We start from the raw sequence: 14,393 nt of genomic DNA, 5'->3' as shown, positions 1-14,393 counted from the left end.
GGTTAATCAGGTGTACGCTTAATGAAGACTATTGCTTCCGTTCGACTCCCGGAAAATGTGCTGTTGCCACAATACGACCGCCAGCAGTTGCAAACGCGGATCGTCCATTTTGGCTTCGGCGCTTTTCACCGTGCCCATCAGGCGTTATTAACGGACAGGGTTCTGAATTCACTCGGCGGAGACTGGGGAATCTGTGAGATTAGCCTGTTTAGCGGCGATCGGTTGATGAGCGACCTGCGCGCGCAAGATCACCTCTATACCGTGCTGGAAAAAGGCGCACACGGCAACCAGGCCATTGTTATCGGCGCCGTTAATGCGTGTTTGAACGCCAAACTGGATTCACTTGCCGCGATTATCGAAAAATTTTGTGAACCGCAGGTGGCGATCGTTTCGCTGACGATCACCGAAAAAGGCTACTGCATCGATCCGGCAACCGGTTCACTTGACGAGACGAACGCCCGAATTCTCCACGATATGCAGAACCCGTCGGCGCCCCATTCAGCGCCAGGTATTCTCGTTGAAGCCCTGCACCGCAGACGTGAGCGCGGGCTGAAGCCCTTTACCGTGCTTTCGTGCGATAACATCCCGGACAACGGCCATATCGTGAAAAACGCCGTGCTGGGCATGGCGGCAAAACGTTCTGCAGAACTGGCAAAATGGATTGAGGAACAGGTCAGTTTTCCTGGCACCATGGTGGACAGAATTGTGCCTGCCGCCACCCCCGAATCGCTGGAAGAAATTACCCGCGAACTGGGCGTGCCGGATCCCTGCGCAATCAGTTGTGAGCCTTTCATCCAGTGGGTCATCGAAGACAACTTTGTCGCCGGTCGCCCGCAGTGGGAAGCCGCTGGCGTGCAGATGGTGACGGATGTTCTGCCGTGGGAACAGATGAAATTACGCATGCTGAATGGCAGCCACTCGTTTCTGGCCTATCTCGGTTATTTGGCAGGATTCCAGCACATCAGCGACTGCATGCAGGACAACGCATTTCGCGAAGCCGCATCCCGTTTGATGATGCAGGAGCAGGCGCCGACATTGCGCATCACCAATGTTGATCTTGCGCAGTATGCCGACAGCCTGCTCGAACGTTTTGCTAACCCGGCGCTAAAACACAAAACCTGGCAGATAGCGATGGACGGCAGCCAAAAGCTGCCCCAGCGTATGCTGGAAGGCATTCGCGTGCATTTGGCGCGTCAAAGTGACTGGCCGTTGCTGGCGCTGGGCGTCGCTGGCTGGATGCGTTATGTCAGCGGGGTGGATGATGCAGGAGCCGCAATTGATGTTCGCGACCCGATGAGCGAAAAAATCCGCGCCATTGTAGAAAACACCCCCGAGACGCAACGAGTGGCCGCGTTACTTTCATTGCACGAAATTTTTGCGGCCGACCTCATGCAAAACCCGCAATTTGTGCAGGCGATTGAACACGCCTGGCAACGTATCGCGCAACACGGAGCGCATCAGGCCATCATTGATACGTTAAATAATTAGCAATTGCTGCCATTAAGGCGGGTGATGAGTTTCTTCACCCGCTCTCCTCTTCTCTTTTTCTCTTTTTTTCGCCAGGATGACGGGAAACCGTTAGGGTATCGAATCATTCTGGAGCAGATGTGACCAAAACCAACCTCATTACCGGTTTTCTCGGTAGCGGAAAAACCACTTCCATTCTTCATCTATTAGCGAATAAAGACCCGGCGGAAAAATGGGCTGTGCTGGTCAATGAGTTTGGTGAAGTCGGCATCGATGGCGCCCTGCTCGCCGACAGTGGCGCGCTGTTGAAAGAGATCCCAGGGGGTTGCATGTGTTGCGTGAACGGCCTGCCAATGCAGGTTGGGCTGAATACGCTGCTGCGTCAGGGTAAACCCGATCGGTTACTGATTGAACCTACGGGACTTGGCCATCCCAAACAGATTCTGGATCTGCTCACCGCGCCTGTTTATGAGCCGTGGATCGATCTTCGCGCCACGCTTTGCGTACTTGATCCCCGCCTTTTACTGGATGAAAAAAGCGTGACCAACGAGAACTTCCGCGATCAACTGGCGGCAGCGGATATCATTGTGGCGAACAAGTCCGATCGCGCCACGCCCGAAAGCCAGGCTGCGCTGCACGCCTGGTGGCAACAGTACGGCGGTCATCGTCAGTTGATCCATACCGAACAGGGGAAAATAGAGGGCCATTGGCTGGACTTACCCCGGGTAAACCTGGCAGAACTGCCCTCCAGTGCCGCGCACGCTCACCCGCATGCTGACAAAAAGGGGCTTGCGGCGCTGAGTTTGCCGGCGCAACAGCGCTGGCGTCGTAGCCTGAACAGTGGTCAGGGTCACCAGGCCTGCGGCTGGATTTTCGATGCGGATACCGTATTCGACACCATTGGCCTGCTGGAATGGGCTCGCCTTGCGCCCGTGGCGCGCGTCAAAGGCGTGATGCGTATAAAAGAAGGATTGGTGCGCATTAACCGTCAGGGGGATGACCTGCACATTGAGACGCAAAATGTCGCCCCGCCAGACAGTCGAATTGAGCTTATCACTAACTCAGATACCGACTGGAATGCGCTTCAGACGGCATTATTGAAGCTTCGTTTAGCCGAAAGCACGTAAGGTTGCTTCCGATTTTTTGAACGGCGAAACGATGATGAAAACCCGCTATCCCCACATACTCCTGCTGAATCTCGCGGGACTGGCGTTGTTTTTGTCATGGTATCTGCCTGAAAACCACGGGTTCTGGGCCGTCTTCGACGTCGAGATCTTTCGTTTTTTCAACCACTCGCTGGGTGAAAATCGCGCATTTCTGTGGGTGGTCGCCATTACCAACAATCGGGCGTTCGACGGCTGTTCGCTGCTGGCGATGGGATGTCTGATGTTGCGCTTTTGGCTAAAAGAGACACCGACGGGCCGTCGGCATATCGTCATTATGGGCCTGGTCATGCTGTTAACCGCCGTCGTGCTAAATCAACTTGGTCAGACGCTTATTCCGGTTAAACGCGCCAGCCCGACGCTCACATTTGATAATATCTATCGCGTGAGCGAACTGTTGAATATTCCCACCAAGGATGCTTCCAGAGACAGTTTTCCCGGCGATCATGGAATGATGTTGCTTATTTTTTCGGCATTCATGCTGCGATATTTCGGAAAAATCGCAGGCATTACCGCCCTTATTATATTTGTGGTTTTTGCTTTTCCCCGGGTGATGATTGGCGCTCACTGGCTGACAGATATCGTCGTGGGTTCGCTGACGGTGGTACTGATTGGATTACCGTGGTGGTTAATGACGTCATTAAGCGATCGCGTTATTTTCTTATTTGATCACTACCTCCCGGGCGAAAACAAACAAATTTTAAACAAATAACTCACGGTAATTAACATCACTATCAGGAAATGTTCTTATCTCCCGAGGGTAAATCTGGATAATTCATCACTGAAACTATCATCCAATGAGCCATCATATTCCCGTTATAAATTAGTCGATTGCCTATTTTTTACCCCAGTTGTACTTAATTTGTTCAATGCCGTTTTTTCACTTTCCGTATCACTTTTTCTTATAAAAAATCACGTAAAAACGCTCGCAATAGCAGGAGTGATCGGGTAATCTCGAACTCGTTTTGCCTCGCCTGGTCATTATTCTCGTTATGAATAAAATTGTGCGTTCTGCCACAGTTTTGACCTTAAGGAATTGTTTCATCATGCGTAGGTAATTAGTCTCGTCACGTTTGGCATTTTTTATAACGATATTTATCGTTAAGGACTTCAAGGGAAAACAAACAAAATGGTCAGATCTCAACCGATTTTGAGATATATCTTGCGGGGAATTCCCGCGATAGCAGTGGCGATTCTGCTCTCTGCATGTACGACAACGAACACCGCGAAAAATATGCATTCTGAGACGCTTGCTGTGGGTAATGGAGATAACTCTTCACTGCAAGCCTCTCAGGATGAATTTGAAAATATGGTTCGTAACCTCGATGTGAAATCGCGGATTATGGATCAGTATGCTGACTGGAAAGGTGTGCGTTACCGCCTTGGCGGCAGCACCAAAAAAGGCATTGATTGTTCCAGCTTTGTACAGCGTACATTCCGTGAACAATTTGGTTTAGAGCTTCCACGCTCAACCTACGAGCAACAGGAAACGGGTAAATCCGTTTCGCGCAGCAATCTGCGCACCGGCGATCTGGTGCTGTTCCGGGCAGGTTCAACCGGTCGTCATGTCGGTATTTACATCGGCAACAACCAGTTTGTTCATGCTTCAACCAGCAGCGGCGTGATTATCTCCAGTATGAACGAGCCTTACTGGAAAAAACGTTACAACGAAGCACGCCGGGTTCTGAGCCGCAGTTAACCGTTCGTTTGAAAGCTATCCCTTGGCTATCCTGACGAGACACATAAAAAAGCACTGCAAACGCAGTGCTTTTTTTTGCGCTGTCGTAATGCCCCGCAGAAAAGCATGACTATGAGAAGTGTTTCAGGCTATAGTCTTGCAAATCAATTGGTTTAATATTAAGCAGCCCTATCAGGTAAACCAGGAAATATGTTCACAAGCAGCGCCTCGTCCGGTAGAAAAATCCTGCTCACCTGTGTAGCGACGGGGATTGTGGTCGCATTGCTCATCAGCAGCCTGCAGTTTTTAATGGCATGGCACAAACGCGAAGTCAAATACGACACCCTGATTTCAGATGTACAACACTACCTGGTGAGCTACTTTGCTGACCTCAAAGCTACCACCGACCAGCTCCAGCCGCTGACGTTAAATACCTGTCAGCAAGTCTCTGCAGAACTGACCTCCCGCGCGGCATTTAGCCTTAACGTGCGCGCCTTTTTGCTTATCAAAGATAAAAAAGCATTCTGTTCCTCAGCCACCGGATCGATGAACACCGCGCTAAAAGAACTGGTGCCTGACCTCGACACACGAAAAAAAATCGACATGGCCATTCTGCCAGGCACCCCGATGATGCCGGATAAACCCGCCATGGCGCTCTGGTACCAGAATCCTTTGTTACCGGAAAGCGGGGTATTCACCTCACTCAATATCAATCTGACGCCTTATCTGTTGTACACCTCGCGACAGGAAGATTTTGACGGCATCGCACTGATTGTGGGTAACACCGTCCTCTCAACGTTTTCCACCCATTTAATGACATTAAACGAGCTGACGGACACGCCAATCCGTGAAGCCTCGGTGGAAGGCGTCCCCCTGAAAGTTCGCCTGTATGCGAACAAATGGACCTATACCGACTTGTGGTATGCCCTGATGCTGGGGTGTATGGGGGGGATTATTGCGGGCTTGCTCTGTTACTACATCAACTCTATCCGGATGCGCCCCGGAAAAGAGCTTCTGACGGCCATCAAACGCAATCAGTTTTATGTGGTTTACCAACCCGTCGTAGAGACGAAAACCCTGAAAGTTACCGGTCTGGAAGTGCTCTTACGCTGGCGCCATCCGTCTGCCGGTGAAATTCCGCCTGATGTCTTTATCCATTATGCAGAAACGCAGCAACTGATTGTTCCGCTGACACAACACCTGTTCGAGTTGATTGCCCGCGACGCGCCTGCACTGCAAAAAGCGCTCCCCGTTGGCACGAAGTTTGGCATCAATATTGCGCCGGATCATCTGCACAGCGAGAGCTTTAAAGAAGATATTCGCCGCCTGGGGGCATCCTTACCGCCGCATCATTTTCAGATAGTGCTGGAAATGACGGAACGCGACATGCTCAAACACCAGGAAGCCACAAAACTGTTTGATTGGCTGCATGCTGCAGGATTCGAAATTGCCATTGATGATTTCGGGACAGGCCATAGCGCGCTGATTTATCTGGAACGCTTCACGCTGGACTACCTGAAAATCGATCGCGGCTTCGTCAATGCCATTGGTACGGAAACCGTCACCTCTCCGGTGCTGGATGCCGTACTGATGCTCTCTAAACGTCTGAATATGCTTACCGTCGCAGAAGGCGTTGAAACCCCTGAGCAGGCAAAATGGCTGCGCGACCACGGGGTTAATTTCCTCCAGGGATACTGGATAAGCCGACCTTTACCGCTGGACGATTTCTTACTCTGGCTTGCCGTTTCCCCTACGCCCAGAGGGTAACGACAGCCTGCTGCGTCGAATGGATTCACAATGCGCGCTACGTCACTTATTATTCAGTCATGATGCTTGCCGGGCAGTGGCAGGTGCTGAAAAGAGGAAATCACGCCTAAATGATGACTCGCGTAATCATGTTGTTTGTCGCCCTGTTGAGTTTCAGCGTCCAGGCTCAGACCATTAAAGAAAGTTACGCCTTTGCCGTGTTGGGTGAACCGAAATACGCTATCAACTTTGAACACTTTGATTATGTGAATCCCGCCGCGCCGAAAGGCGGTCAAATGACGCTATCTGCCGTTGGCACATTTGATAACTTCAACCGTTATTCTTTGCGTGGAAACCCGGGCGTTCGCACCGACTCACTCTATGACACGCTGTTTACCACCTCTGATGACGAACCCGGAAGCTACTACCCGCTGGTTGCCGAAAAAGCCCGTTACGCGGACGATTATTCATGGGTGGAAATCGCCATTAATCCGCGCGCACGTTTTCATGATGGCTCGCCAGTCACCGCCAGCGACGTTGCATTCACCTTCCATAAATTTATGACCGAAGGGGTGCCGCAGTTCCGTCTGGTGTACAAAGGAACGACCGTCAAAGCCATCGCGCCCCTCACCGTGCGCATTGAGCTCGCCAAACCCGGCAAAGAAGATATGCTCAGTCTGTTTTCTTTACCCATCATGCCGGAAAAATTCTGGAAAAATCATAAGCTCAGCGACCCGCTCTCTTCCCCTCCACTCGCCAGCGGCCCGTACCGCATTACCCAGTGGAAAATGGGTCAGTACATTGTCTATTCTCGCGTTAAAGATTACTGGGCAGCCAGTCTGCCGGTAAACCGTGGGCGCTGGAATCTCGATACCATTCGCTACGACTACTATCTGGATGACAATGTGGCATTCGAAGCGTTTAAAGCCGGAGCGTTTGACCTGCGACTGGAAAACGATGCTAAAAACTGGGCGACCCGTTATACCGGTAAAAATTTCGCCAATCATTACATCGTCAAAGAAGAACAGAAGAATGCGTCTGCGCAGGACACCCGCTGGCTGGCGTTTAACATTCAGCGCCCGGTGTTTCAGGAAAGGCGGGTGCGTGAAGCCATCACCCTCGCCTTTGATTTTGAATGGATGAATAAGGCGTTGTTTTATAATGCCTGGAGCCGCACAAGCAGCTATTTCCAGAATACCGAATATGCCGCCAGCCAGTATCCTGATGCGGATGAGTTAGTCCTGCTCGCCCCGATGAAAAACGATCTGCCGCCAGAAGTCTTCAGCCAGATTTACCATCCTCCGGTGTCACGTGGTGATGGTTACAACCGTGAAAACCTGCTGAAAGCCGGAGAGCTGCTCACTCAGGCGGGATGGATTCTAAAAGGACAACAGCGTATCAACAGTACGACCGGCAAACCGCTCACGTTTGAACTGCTGCTTCCGGCGGGGGGAAACAGCCAGTGGGTTCTGCCCTTCCAGCACAATCTGCAACGCCTGGGCATTACGATGGAAATCCGCCAGGTCGACAATTCTCAGATAACCAATCGCATGCGCAGCCGTGACTATGACATGATGCCGCGGTTGTGGCGCGCCATGCCGTGGCCCAGTTCCGATCTGCAAATTTCCTGGGCCTCTGAGTATATTGATTCCAGCTATAACTCCCCCGGCGTGCAAAGTCCGGTGATTGATAAGCTGATTGCGCAGATCATTGCAGCGCAAGGCAATAAAGCCAAACTGGTTCCGCTGGGGCGGGCGCTGGATCGGGTGCTGACGTGGAATTACTACATGCTGCCGATGTGGTATATGGCGGAAGACAGACTGGCCTGGTGGGACAAATTCTCTCATCCGGCTATCCGTCCCATTTATACCCTTGGGCTGGACACCTGGTGGTATGACGTCAATAAAGCCGCGAAACTTCCGGCAGCCAGACGGCAAGGAGAGTAAATGGGCGCCTATCTGATTCGACGCTTGTTGCTGGTGATCCCCACCCTCTGGGCCATCATCACCATCAACTTTTTTATCGTGCAGATTGCGCCGGGAGGGCCGGTTGATCAGGCCATTGCCGCGATTGAATTCGGTCAGTCAGGCGCATTACCCGGTACCGGAGGCGAAGGTTTACGCGCCAGCCACGCGCAGACCGGGGTTGGCAATATCAGCGACAGCCAATACCGTGGGGGTCGCGGACTTGACCCTGAAGTGATTGCAGAAATTACAAAACGTTACGGCTTTGATAAACCGCTTCACGAACGTTACTTCACCATGTTGTGGAACTACGTTCGCTTTGATTTTGGCGACAGCCTGTTTCGCAGTGCTTCCGTGTTGACGCTCATTAAAGACAGCCTGCCCGTTTCCATCACGTTAGGCTTATGGAGTACGCTCATCATCTATCTGGTGTCGATACCGCTGGGCATCCGTAAAGCAGTCCATAACGGCAGCCGATTTGATGTGTGGAGCAGCGCCTTTATCATCATCGGCTACGCCATCCCTGCGTTTCTGTTCGCCATTCTTCTGATTGTTTTCTTTGCCGGCGGCAGCTACTACGACCTGTTCCCGCTGCGGGGGCTAGTCTCCGCCAATTTTGACTCGCTGCCCTGGTATCAAAAAATCACTGATTATCTCTGGCATATCGCGTTGCCGGTGCTGGCGACCGTGATTGGCGGTTTTGCCGCCCTGACGATGCTTACAAAGAATTCGTTTCTTGATGAGGTTCGCAAACAATACGTTGTCACGGCGCGCGCCAAAGGCGTCAGCGAAAAAAACATTTTGTGGAAGCACGTGTTTCGCAACGCCATGCTGCTGGTCATTGCCGGTTTTCCGGCCACATTTATCAGCATGTTTTTCACCGGCTCACTGCTGATTGAGGTGATGTTCTCATTAAATGGACTGGGATTACTGGGCTACGAAGCGACCGTATCCCGTGACTACCCGGTGATGTTTGGCACGTTGTATATTTTCACCCTGATCGGCTTGCTGCTGAACATCCTCAGCGATATCAGCTATACGCTGGTTGATCCACGTATTGATTTTGAGGGACGCTAATGCCGCGATTAAGCCCTGTAAACCAGGCCCGCTGGGCGCGTTTTCGCCACAATCGTCGGGGCTACTGGTCACTGTGGATTTTCCTTGTGCTCTTCAGCCTGAGTCTGTGCTCTGAGCTCATCGCCAATGATAAGCCGCTGTTGATTCGCTATGACGGAAGCTGGTATTTCCCGCTGGTAAAAAATTACAGTGAAAGCGATTTTGGCGGGCCGTTTGCGACCCAGGCGGACTATCAGGATCCCTGGCTGCAACAGCAGCTTGAGCAGCGGGGTTGGGCGCTGTGGGCACCTGTCAGATTCGGCGCCAACAGCATTAATTTTGCGACCAAACAGCCCTTCCCGTCGCCACCGTCCACGCAAAACTGGCTGGGAACTGACGCCAACGGCGGCGATGTGCTGGCGCGGATCCTTTATGGCACGCGTATCTCCATCCTATTCGGGCTGATGCTCACCCTTTGCTCCAGCATCATGGGGGTTCTGGCCGGTGCCTTACAGGGATATTACGGGGGAAAAGTCGATCTGTGGGGGCAGCGTTTAATCGAAGTCTGGTCTGGAATGCCAACGCTGTTTCTGATTATTCTCCTCTCAAGCGTCGTGCAGCCCAACTTTTGGTGGCTGCTGGCGATTACCGTTATCTTTGGCTGGATGAGCCTTGTCGGGGTGGTGCGCGCGGAGTTTTTGCGTACCCGCAATTTCGACTACATTCGCGCGGCACAGGCGTTAGGCGTCAGCGATCGCAACATCATTCTGCGTCATATGCTGCCCAACGCGATGGTCGCCACGCTGACCTTTATCCCCTTTATTTTGTGCAGCTCAATTACCACGCTGACATCGCTCGATTTCCTGGGGTTTGGTTTACCGCTGGGATCACCCTCTCTCGGTGAATTACTCCTGCAAGGCAAAAATAACCTGCAGGCACCGTGGCTCGGGATCACCGCATTCTTGTCGGTGGCGGTGCTACTGTCGCTGCTGATTTTTATTGGCGAAGCCGTGCGCGACGCGTTTGATCCCAACAAGGCGGTATAGCATGACGCAACCTCTGTTAGCGATAGATCGTTTATCGGTCGGTTTTAGCAAGCAAGGGATCGTACGCACGGTGGTTAACGATGTATCTCTGTGCGTTGAGGCAGGCGAAACGCTGGCGCTGGTTGGCGAGTCTGGCTCGGGGAAAAGCGTCACCGCGCTGTCTATTTTGCGCCTGCTGCCTTCGCCACCCGCAGTATATCTTGCTGGCGATATTCGTTTTCATGGCGAGTCGCTGCTGAATGCCAGCGAGCACACCCTGCGCGGCGTGCGCGGGAATAAGGTAGCCATGATTTTCCAGGAACCGATGGTGTCGCTCAATCCCCTGCACTCCCTGGAAAAGCAGCTCTATGAGGTGCTCTCTTTACACCGGGGTATGCGCCGGGAAGCCGCCAGAGGCGAAATCCTGAGCTGTCTGGATCGCGTCGGTATTCGTCACGCGGCACGGCGGTTGGGAGATTATCCCCACCAGCTTTCTGGCGGCGAGCGTCAGCGCGTGATGATCGCTATGGCGCTGTTAACCCGACCAGAGCTGCTGATTGCCGATGAGCCGACTACAGCGCTGGACGTCTCGGTACAGGCGCAAATCCTGCAACTGTTACGTGAATTGCAGCGCGAGTTGAATATGGGAATGCTGTTTATTACCCATAATCTGAGTATTGTGAAGAAGCTGGCCGACACCATCGCCGTGATGCAAAACGGTCAATGCGTCGAGCAAAACCGCGCACAGCCGTTGCTTAGTGCCCCTGGTCATCCGTACACGCAAAAATTGTTAAACAGCGAGCCGTCTGGCGATCCGGTGCCGTTATCCGCCCAACAGACGCCGCTGCTCGAAGTCGAGCAACTCCGCGTCGCCTTCCCGATTCGTAAAGGAATTTTAAAACGCGTTGTCGACAATAACGAAGTGGTCAAAAACATCAGTTTCAGTCTGCAACCCGGAGAAACGCTGGGACTGGTCGGTGAATCCGGCTCTGGCAAAAGTACCACCGGCCTGGCGCTTTTGCGGTTAATCGCCTCGCAGGGTCGCATTGTGTTTGATGGTCAGCCGTTGCATAACTTAAGCCGCCGCCAGCTTTTACCGGTGCGTCACCGTATTCAGGTGGTTTTTCAGGATCCGAACTCGTCCCTGAATCCACGGCTCAGCGTGTTGCAAATTATCGAAGAAGGGTTACGCGTCCACCAGCCCGCGCTTTCAGCACAACAACGCGAACAGCAGGTCATATCGGTGATGGCGGAAGTCGGTCTGGACGGCGAAACCCGTCATCGCTACCCCGCGGAGTTTTCCGGCGGCCAACGTCAGCGAATTGCTATTGCCAGGGCGTTAATTTTGAAGCCCTCGCTGATCGTTCTGGACGAACCCACCTCTTCACTGGATAAGACTGTCCAGGCGCAAATTCTGGCGCTATTGAAGTCGCTACAGCAAAAGCATCGCCTGGCCTATATTTTCATTAGCCACGACTTGCACGTTGTGCGCGCATTGTGCCATCAGGTTATTGTGCTGCGACAAGGAGAAGTTGTAGAGCAAGGGCAATGCGAGCAGGTGTTTACCGCACCGCAGCAAGCGTATACGCGTCAGTTACTCGCGCTAAGCTGACGCTCAAAATGGATTGTTGTTTGAAAAAGGCTCAGCAATGGCAACACCAAAATTTTTCAGGCGACAGGTCGCGGCGAACTCATCCTGACGGTTAACGAACAGGCAAGGTTCGCCTTCGCATTCCAGTACAGAACAAGGAACTTCGATATCGCTCAGTGCCTGACTGAGTTTGTGCATCACCGGCCATGCGCTGTCGCCGTCCGGGCTCAGTAATTTAAGCGCCACCAGGCTGTTTTCGGTGCTCTGGCCATTCTGCGGAATCGGTTCAACTTTCGAACCTGCAAAACCCGCTGACCAACGATAGTTCTGTGGCAAGCGATGAACGATTGAGAGCTGTAATGTATTCACTTTTATTCCCCGGAAGCACAATAACTTCACAATTTATTTACATCCATTTTAACACATCATTGACAACCCGTCCTTAAACGGATCGAAAACGCCGGTATCCACGACTCGTGCGGCTTATACTGCCGATTAGTAAAATATTATTGACCGGTGCGGACAGATTTGCGGGCTATATGTACCCGTTTCTGCGATCTAACTCAACCTTTTTAACTACAATGATGTGACTTTTTACATAAATTGATTTTACATAAAATAAACATCTTTGGGTTGAATGAGCGATTTGAGGTTGATGTACATCAACAAAGGGAGCCTTACAGCTCCCATGTTGTGCATTTTATCACCTTTTTTTCGGGCGACTCGCGTAGAGGTAGAAGAGGATCGAGCCGGTTGCACAAAATGCAATCGACCAAATCATCGGCCAGGCCGAGTTAAATGTCGCCAGCGAAAGCAGTGCGCCAACAATGGCGCCGATGCCGAAACGGAAAGTCCCCGCCAGTGAAGAGGCGGTTCCCGCCATGTGGGGGAATTCATCCAGAATGACGGCCATCGCATTGGATGACACCATCGAAACACATCCCACAAATGCCGCGACCCCCACGACCAGCGCCCAGAAACCGAGCCCAAACAGCGCGCTCACAACCAGCCAACCCGCCATCACAAACTGGATCCATAACCCGGTACGGAACATGTTTAATGCCCCGACCCGGCGCACAAATCGGCTATTGATAATCGTCATCACAAATAAGAACACGATGTTCAGCGCGAAGTAATAGCCAAAATGTTGTGGAGAGACGTGATTCACTTCGATGTAGACAAACGGCCCGGCACTAAGGAAGGAGAACATCCCGGCGAAACTAAAGCCGCTGGCCAGCATGTAACTGAGCACGCGTTTATGACGAAACAGCGAGGCAAAGTTCCCTATGGTCGTACGCAGACGAAAAGGCTGACGGCGCTCAACGGGAAGCGTCTCTTTGATCAGCGTGAAGATCATGGCGGATGCCAGAATCGCCGCCACCGCCAGGATCCAAAAGATGTAGTGCCAGCTTAACCACACCAGCACCCACCCGCCGACAATCGGCGCCATCAACGGCGCAATGGTCGTCACCAGCATGACAAACGACATCATGCGCGAGAACTCTTCTTTCGGGTAGATATCGCGCATCAGGGCATTGATCACCACGCTCGCCGCTGCCGCCGCCAGACCGTGGAAGAAACGCATGACAATCAGTTGATCAATGGTTTGCGCCAGCGCGCAGGCCACCGCCGCCGCGGCAAAGATCAGCGTTCCTCCGAGGATCACCGGTTTACGCCCAAGACTGTCCGCCATTGGGCCGTAGATCAACTGCCCCACCGCGAATCCCAGAATATAGGTACTGAGCGTCATCTGCGCGCTACCGGCTGGCACGCCAAACTGTTCGGAGATAACCGGCAGCGCAGGGAGATACATATCAATCGACAATGGCATCAGCATGGCCAGCAGGCCAAGAATAAAGACAATGGCAAATGATGAGTGCTGTCGGGTGGTCACAAAGAGACTCCTGAATTTAGTGAGCTGGAGGTTAAAACCTGGCCACAAGGTTTAGCCAACGCTGGCAACTTCGGCTTCTGTCAGAGGGCGGTATTCGCCCGGTTCCAGGTCAGCATCCAGTACGATCGCGCCGATACGTTCACGGTGCAGTTCCACAACGTGGTTTCCGACAGCGGCAAACATACGTTTGACCTGATGATAACGCCCCTCACTGATCGTCAAGCGCACCTGCGTTGGCGTGATCTCCTCAAGCATCGCAGGTTTCGTGAGATCTTTCTCATTATGTAGCTGAATGCCTTGTGCAAATTGTGCCGCAGTCTCTTCTGCCACTGGAGATTCCAGCGTCACCAGGTAGGTTTTTTCGCAATGATGGCGCGGTGACGTTATCCGATGCGACCACTGTCCGTCATCCGTCATCAGCACCAGTCCCGTGGTATCAATGTCCAGGCGCCCTGCCGCATGCAATTTATGCGCAACCGGTTCATCAAGAAAATAGAGCACGGTCGGATGATCCGGATCTTCCGTCGAGCACACATATCCCTGAGGTTTATTCAGCATGAAGTAGCGCGGCCCATTTTGCTGAACCAGCGAATTGCCGTCATATTCTACGGCATGTTCTGGCAGCAGTTTAAACGCGGTATTTCTGATGATTTCGCCATCCACGGTAACGCGGTGAGCACGGATTTCGCGCCCGGCAATAGCACGGCTGACGCCGAGTTGCTGAGCGATAAATTTATCAAGTCGCATGAGAGTGATTTTGCCTGTAATAATACGGAAATCGAGCGTTTCGCCCGAGAATTGAAGCCGGT

General features: G+C 52.4%; 12 protein-coding genes. 9 read left to right on the top strand and 3 right to left on the bottom strand.

Annotated elements, in window-relative coordinates; all coding sequences use genetic code 11:
* Positions 1–21 precede the first annotated feature (21 nt).
* The 9 genes from ACO7SM_RS07455 (at position 22) to yejF (ending at position 11,711) form a co-directional block, all read left to right on the top strand.
* A complete protein-coding gene (locus ACO7SM_RS07455) occupies positions 22–1,488 on the top strand; it encodes a mannitol dehydrogenase family protein (protein WP_490470301.1) in 1,467 nt (488 codons plus the stop codon).
* 119 nt (positions 1,489–1,607) lie between these two features.
* Entirely contained in the window at positions 1,608–2,594 is a 987-nt protein-coding gene (locus ACO7SM_RS07450) for a CobW family GTP-binding protein (protein WP_490470300.1), read from the top strand.
* A gap of 34 nt (positions 2,595–2,628) precedes the next feature.
* On the top strand, positions 2,629–3,342 hold the full coding sequence (locus tag ACO7SM_RS07445; RefSeq protein WP_490470889.1) for a phosphatase PAP2 family protein: 714 nt from the start codon (positions 2,629–2,631) through the stop codon (positions 3,340–3,342).
* Positions 3,343–3,759: 417 nt separating this feature from the next.
* Positions 3,760–4,329 (top strand): bifunctional murein DD-endopeptidase/murein LD-carboxypeptidase, encoded by a 570-nt coding sequence (mepS, locus tag ACO7SM_RS07440; RefSeq protein WP_490470299.1) that lies wholly within the window; start codon positions 3,760–3,762, stop codon positions 4,327–4,329.
* 189 nt (positions 4,330–4,518) lie between these two features.
* Positions 4,519–6,075: a cyclic di-GMP phosphodiesterase gene (locus tag ACO7SM_RS07435; protein WP_490470298.1), complete on the top strand. Its 1,557-nt coding sequence runs from the start codon at positions 4,519–4,521 to the stop codon at positions 6,073–6,075.
* A 110-nt stretch (positions 6,076–6,185) separates the two neighbouring features.
* Complete coding sequence (locus ACO7SM_RS07430) at positions 6,186–8,000, top strand: extracellular solute-binding protein (protein ID WP_490470297.1); 1,815 nt, start codon at positions 6,186–6,188, stop codon at positions 7,998–8,000.
* Complete coding sequence (locus ACO7SM_RS07425) at positions 8,001–9,095, top strand: microcin C ABC transporter permease YejB (protein ID WP_490470296.1); 1,095 nt, start codon at positions 8,001–8,003, stop codon at positions 9,093–9,095.
* The gene (locus ACO7SM_RS07420) at positions 9,095–10,120 is read left to right on the top strand and encodes an ABC transporter permease (RefSeq protein ID WP_490470295.1); all 1,026 of its coding nucleotides are present in this window, start codon (positions 9,095–9,097) and stop codon (positions 10,118–10,120) included. Before ACO7SM_RS07425 ends, ACO7SM_RS07420 begins: the two co-directional genes overlap by 1 nt.
* A gap of 1 nt (position 10,121) precedes the next feature.
* Positions 10,122–11,711 (top strand): microcin C ABC transporter ATP-binding protein YejF, encoded by a 1,590-nt coding sequence (gene yejF, locus ACO7SM_RS07415; RefSeq protein WP_490470294.1) that lies wholly within the window; start codon positions 10,122–10,124, stop codon positions 11,709–11,711.
* 3 nt (positions 11,712–11,714) lie between these two features.
* Here the strand turns inward: yejF and ACO7SM_RS07410 are convergent, their stop codons facing one another.
* The 3 genes from ACO7SM_RS07410 to rsuA form a co-directional block, all read right to left on the bottom strand.
* Entirely contained in the window at positions 11,715–12,059 is a 345-nt protein-coding gene (locus ACO7SM_RS07410; protein WP_192612826.1) for a YejG family protein, read from the bottom strand.
* Between the two features lie 334 nt (positions 12,060–12,393).
* Complete coding sequence (locus tag ACO7SM_RS07405) at positions 12,394–13,584, bottom strand: Bcr/CflA family multidrug efflux MFS transporter (protein ID WP_490470293.1); 1,191 nt, start codon at positions 13,582–13,584, stop codon at positions 12,394–12,396.
* A 51-nt stretch (positions 13,585–13,635) separates the two neighbouring features.
* A complete protein-coding gene (gene rsuA / locus ACO7SM_RS07400) occupies positions 13,636–14,331 on the bottom strand; it encodes a 16S rRNA pseudouridine(516) synthase RsuA (protein ID WP_490470292.1) in 696 nt (231 codons plus the stop codon).
* Positions 14,332–14,393: the final 62 nt, after the last annotated feature.

It is taken from the genome of Citrobacter sp. LJND-P06, assembly GCF_058188415.1.
The sequence above is the reverse complement of the archived record's forward strand: the minus strand, read 5'-3'. Positions and strand labels throughout refer to the sequence as shown.

Bases quoted from the DNA above. Each gene is read 5' to 3' on its own strand.
- ACO7SM_RS07455 (WP_490470301.1), top strand. From the start codon at position 22: ATGAAGACTATTGCTTCCGTTCGACTCCCGGAAAATGTGCTGTTGCCA.
- ACO7SM_RS07445 (WP_490470889.1), top strand. From the start codon at position 2,629: ATGAAAACCCGCTATCCCCACATACTCCTGCTGAATCTCGCGGGACTG.
- mepS (WP_490470299.1), top strand. From the start codon at position 3,760: ATGGTCAGATCTCAACCGATTTTGAGATATATCTTGCGGGGAATTCCC.
- ACO7SM_RS07435 (WP_490470298.1), top strand. From the start codon at position 4,519: ATGTTCACAAGCAGCGCCTCGTCCGGTAGAAAAATCCTGCTCACCTGT.
- ACO7SM_RS07430 (WP_490470297.1), top strand. From the start codon at position 6,186: ATGATGACTCGCGTAATCATGTTGTTTGTCGCCCTGTTGAGTTTCAGC.
- ACO7SM_RS07425 (WP_490470296.1), top strand. From the start codon at position 8,001: ATGGGCGCCTATCTGATTCGACGCTTGTTGCTGGTGATCCCCACCCTC.
- ACO7SM_RS07420 (WP_490470295.1), top strand. From the start codon at position 9,095: ATGCCGCGATTAAGCCCTGTAAACCAGGCCCGCTGGGCGCGTTTTCGC.
- yejF (WP_490470294.1), top strand. From the start codon at position 10,122: ATGACGCAACCTCTGTTAGCGATAGATCGTTTATCGGTCGGTTTTAGC.
- rsuA (WP_490470292.1), bottom strand. From the start codon at position 14,331: ATGCGACTTGATAAATTTATCGCTCAGCAACTCGGCGTCAGCCGTGCT.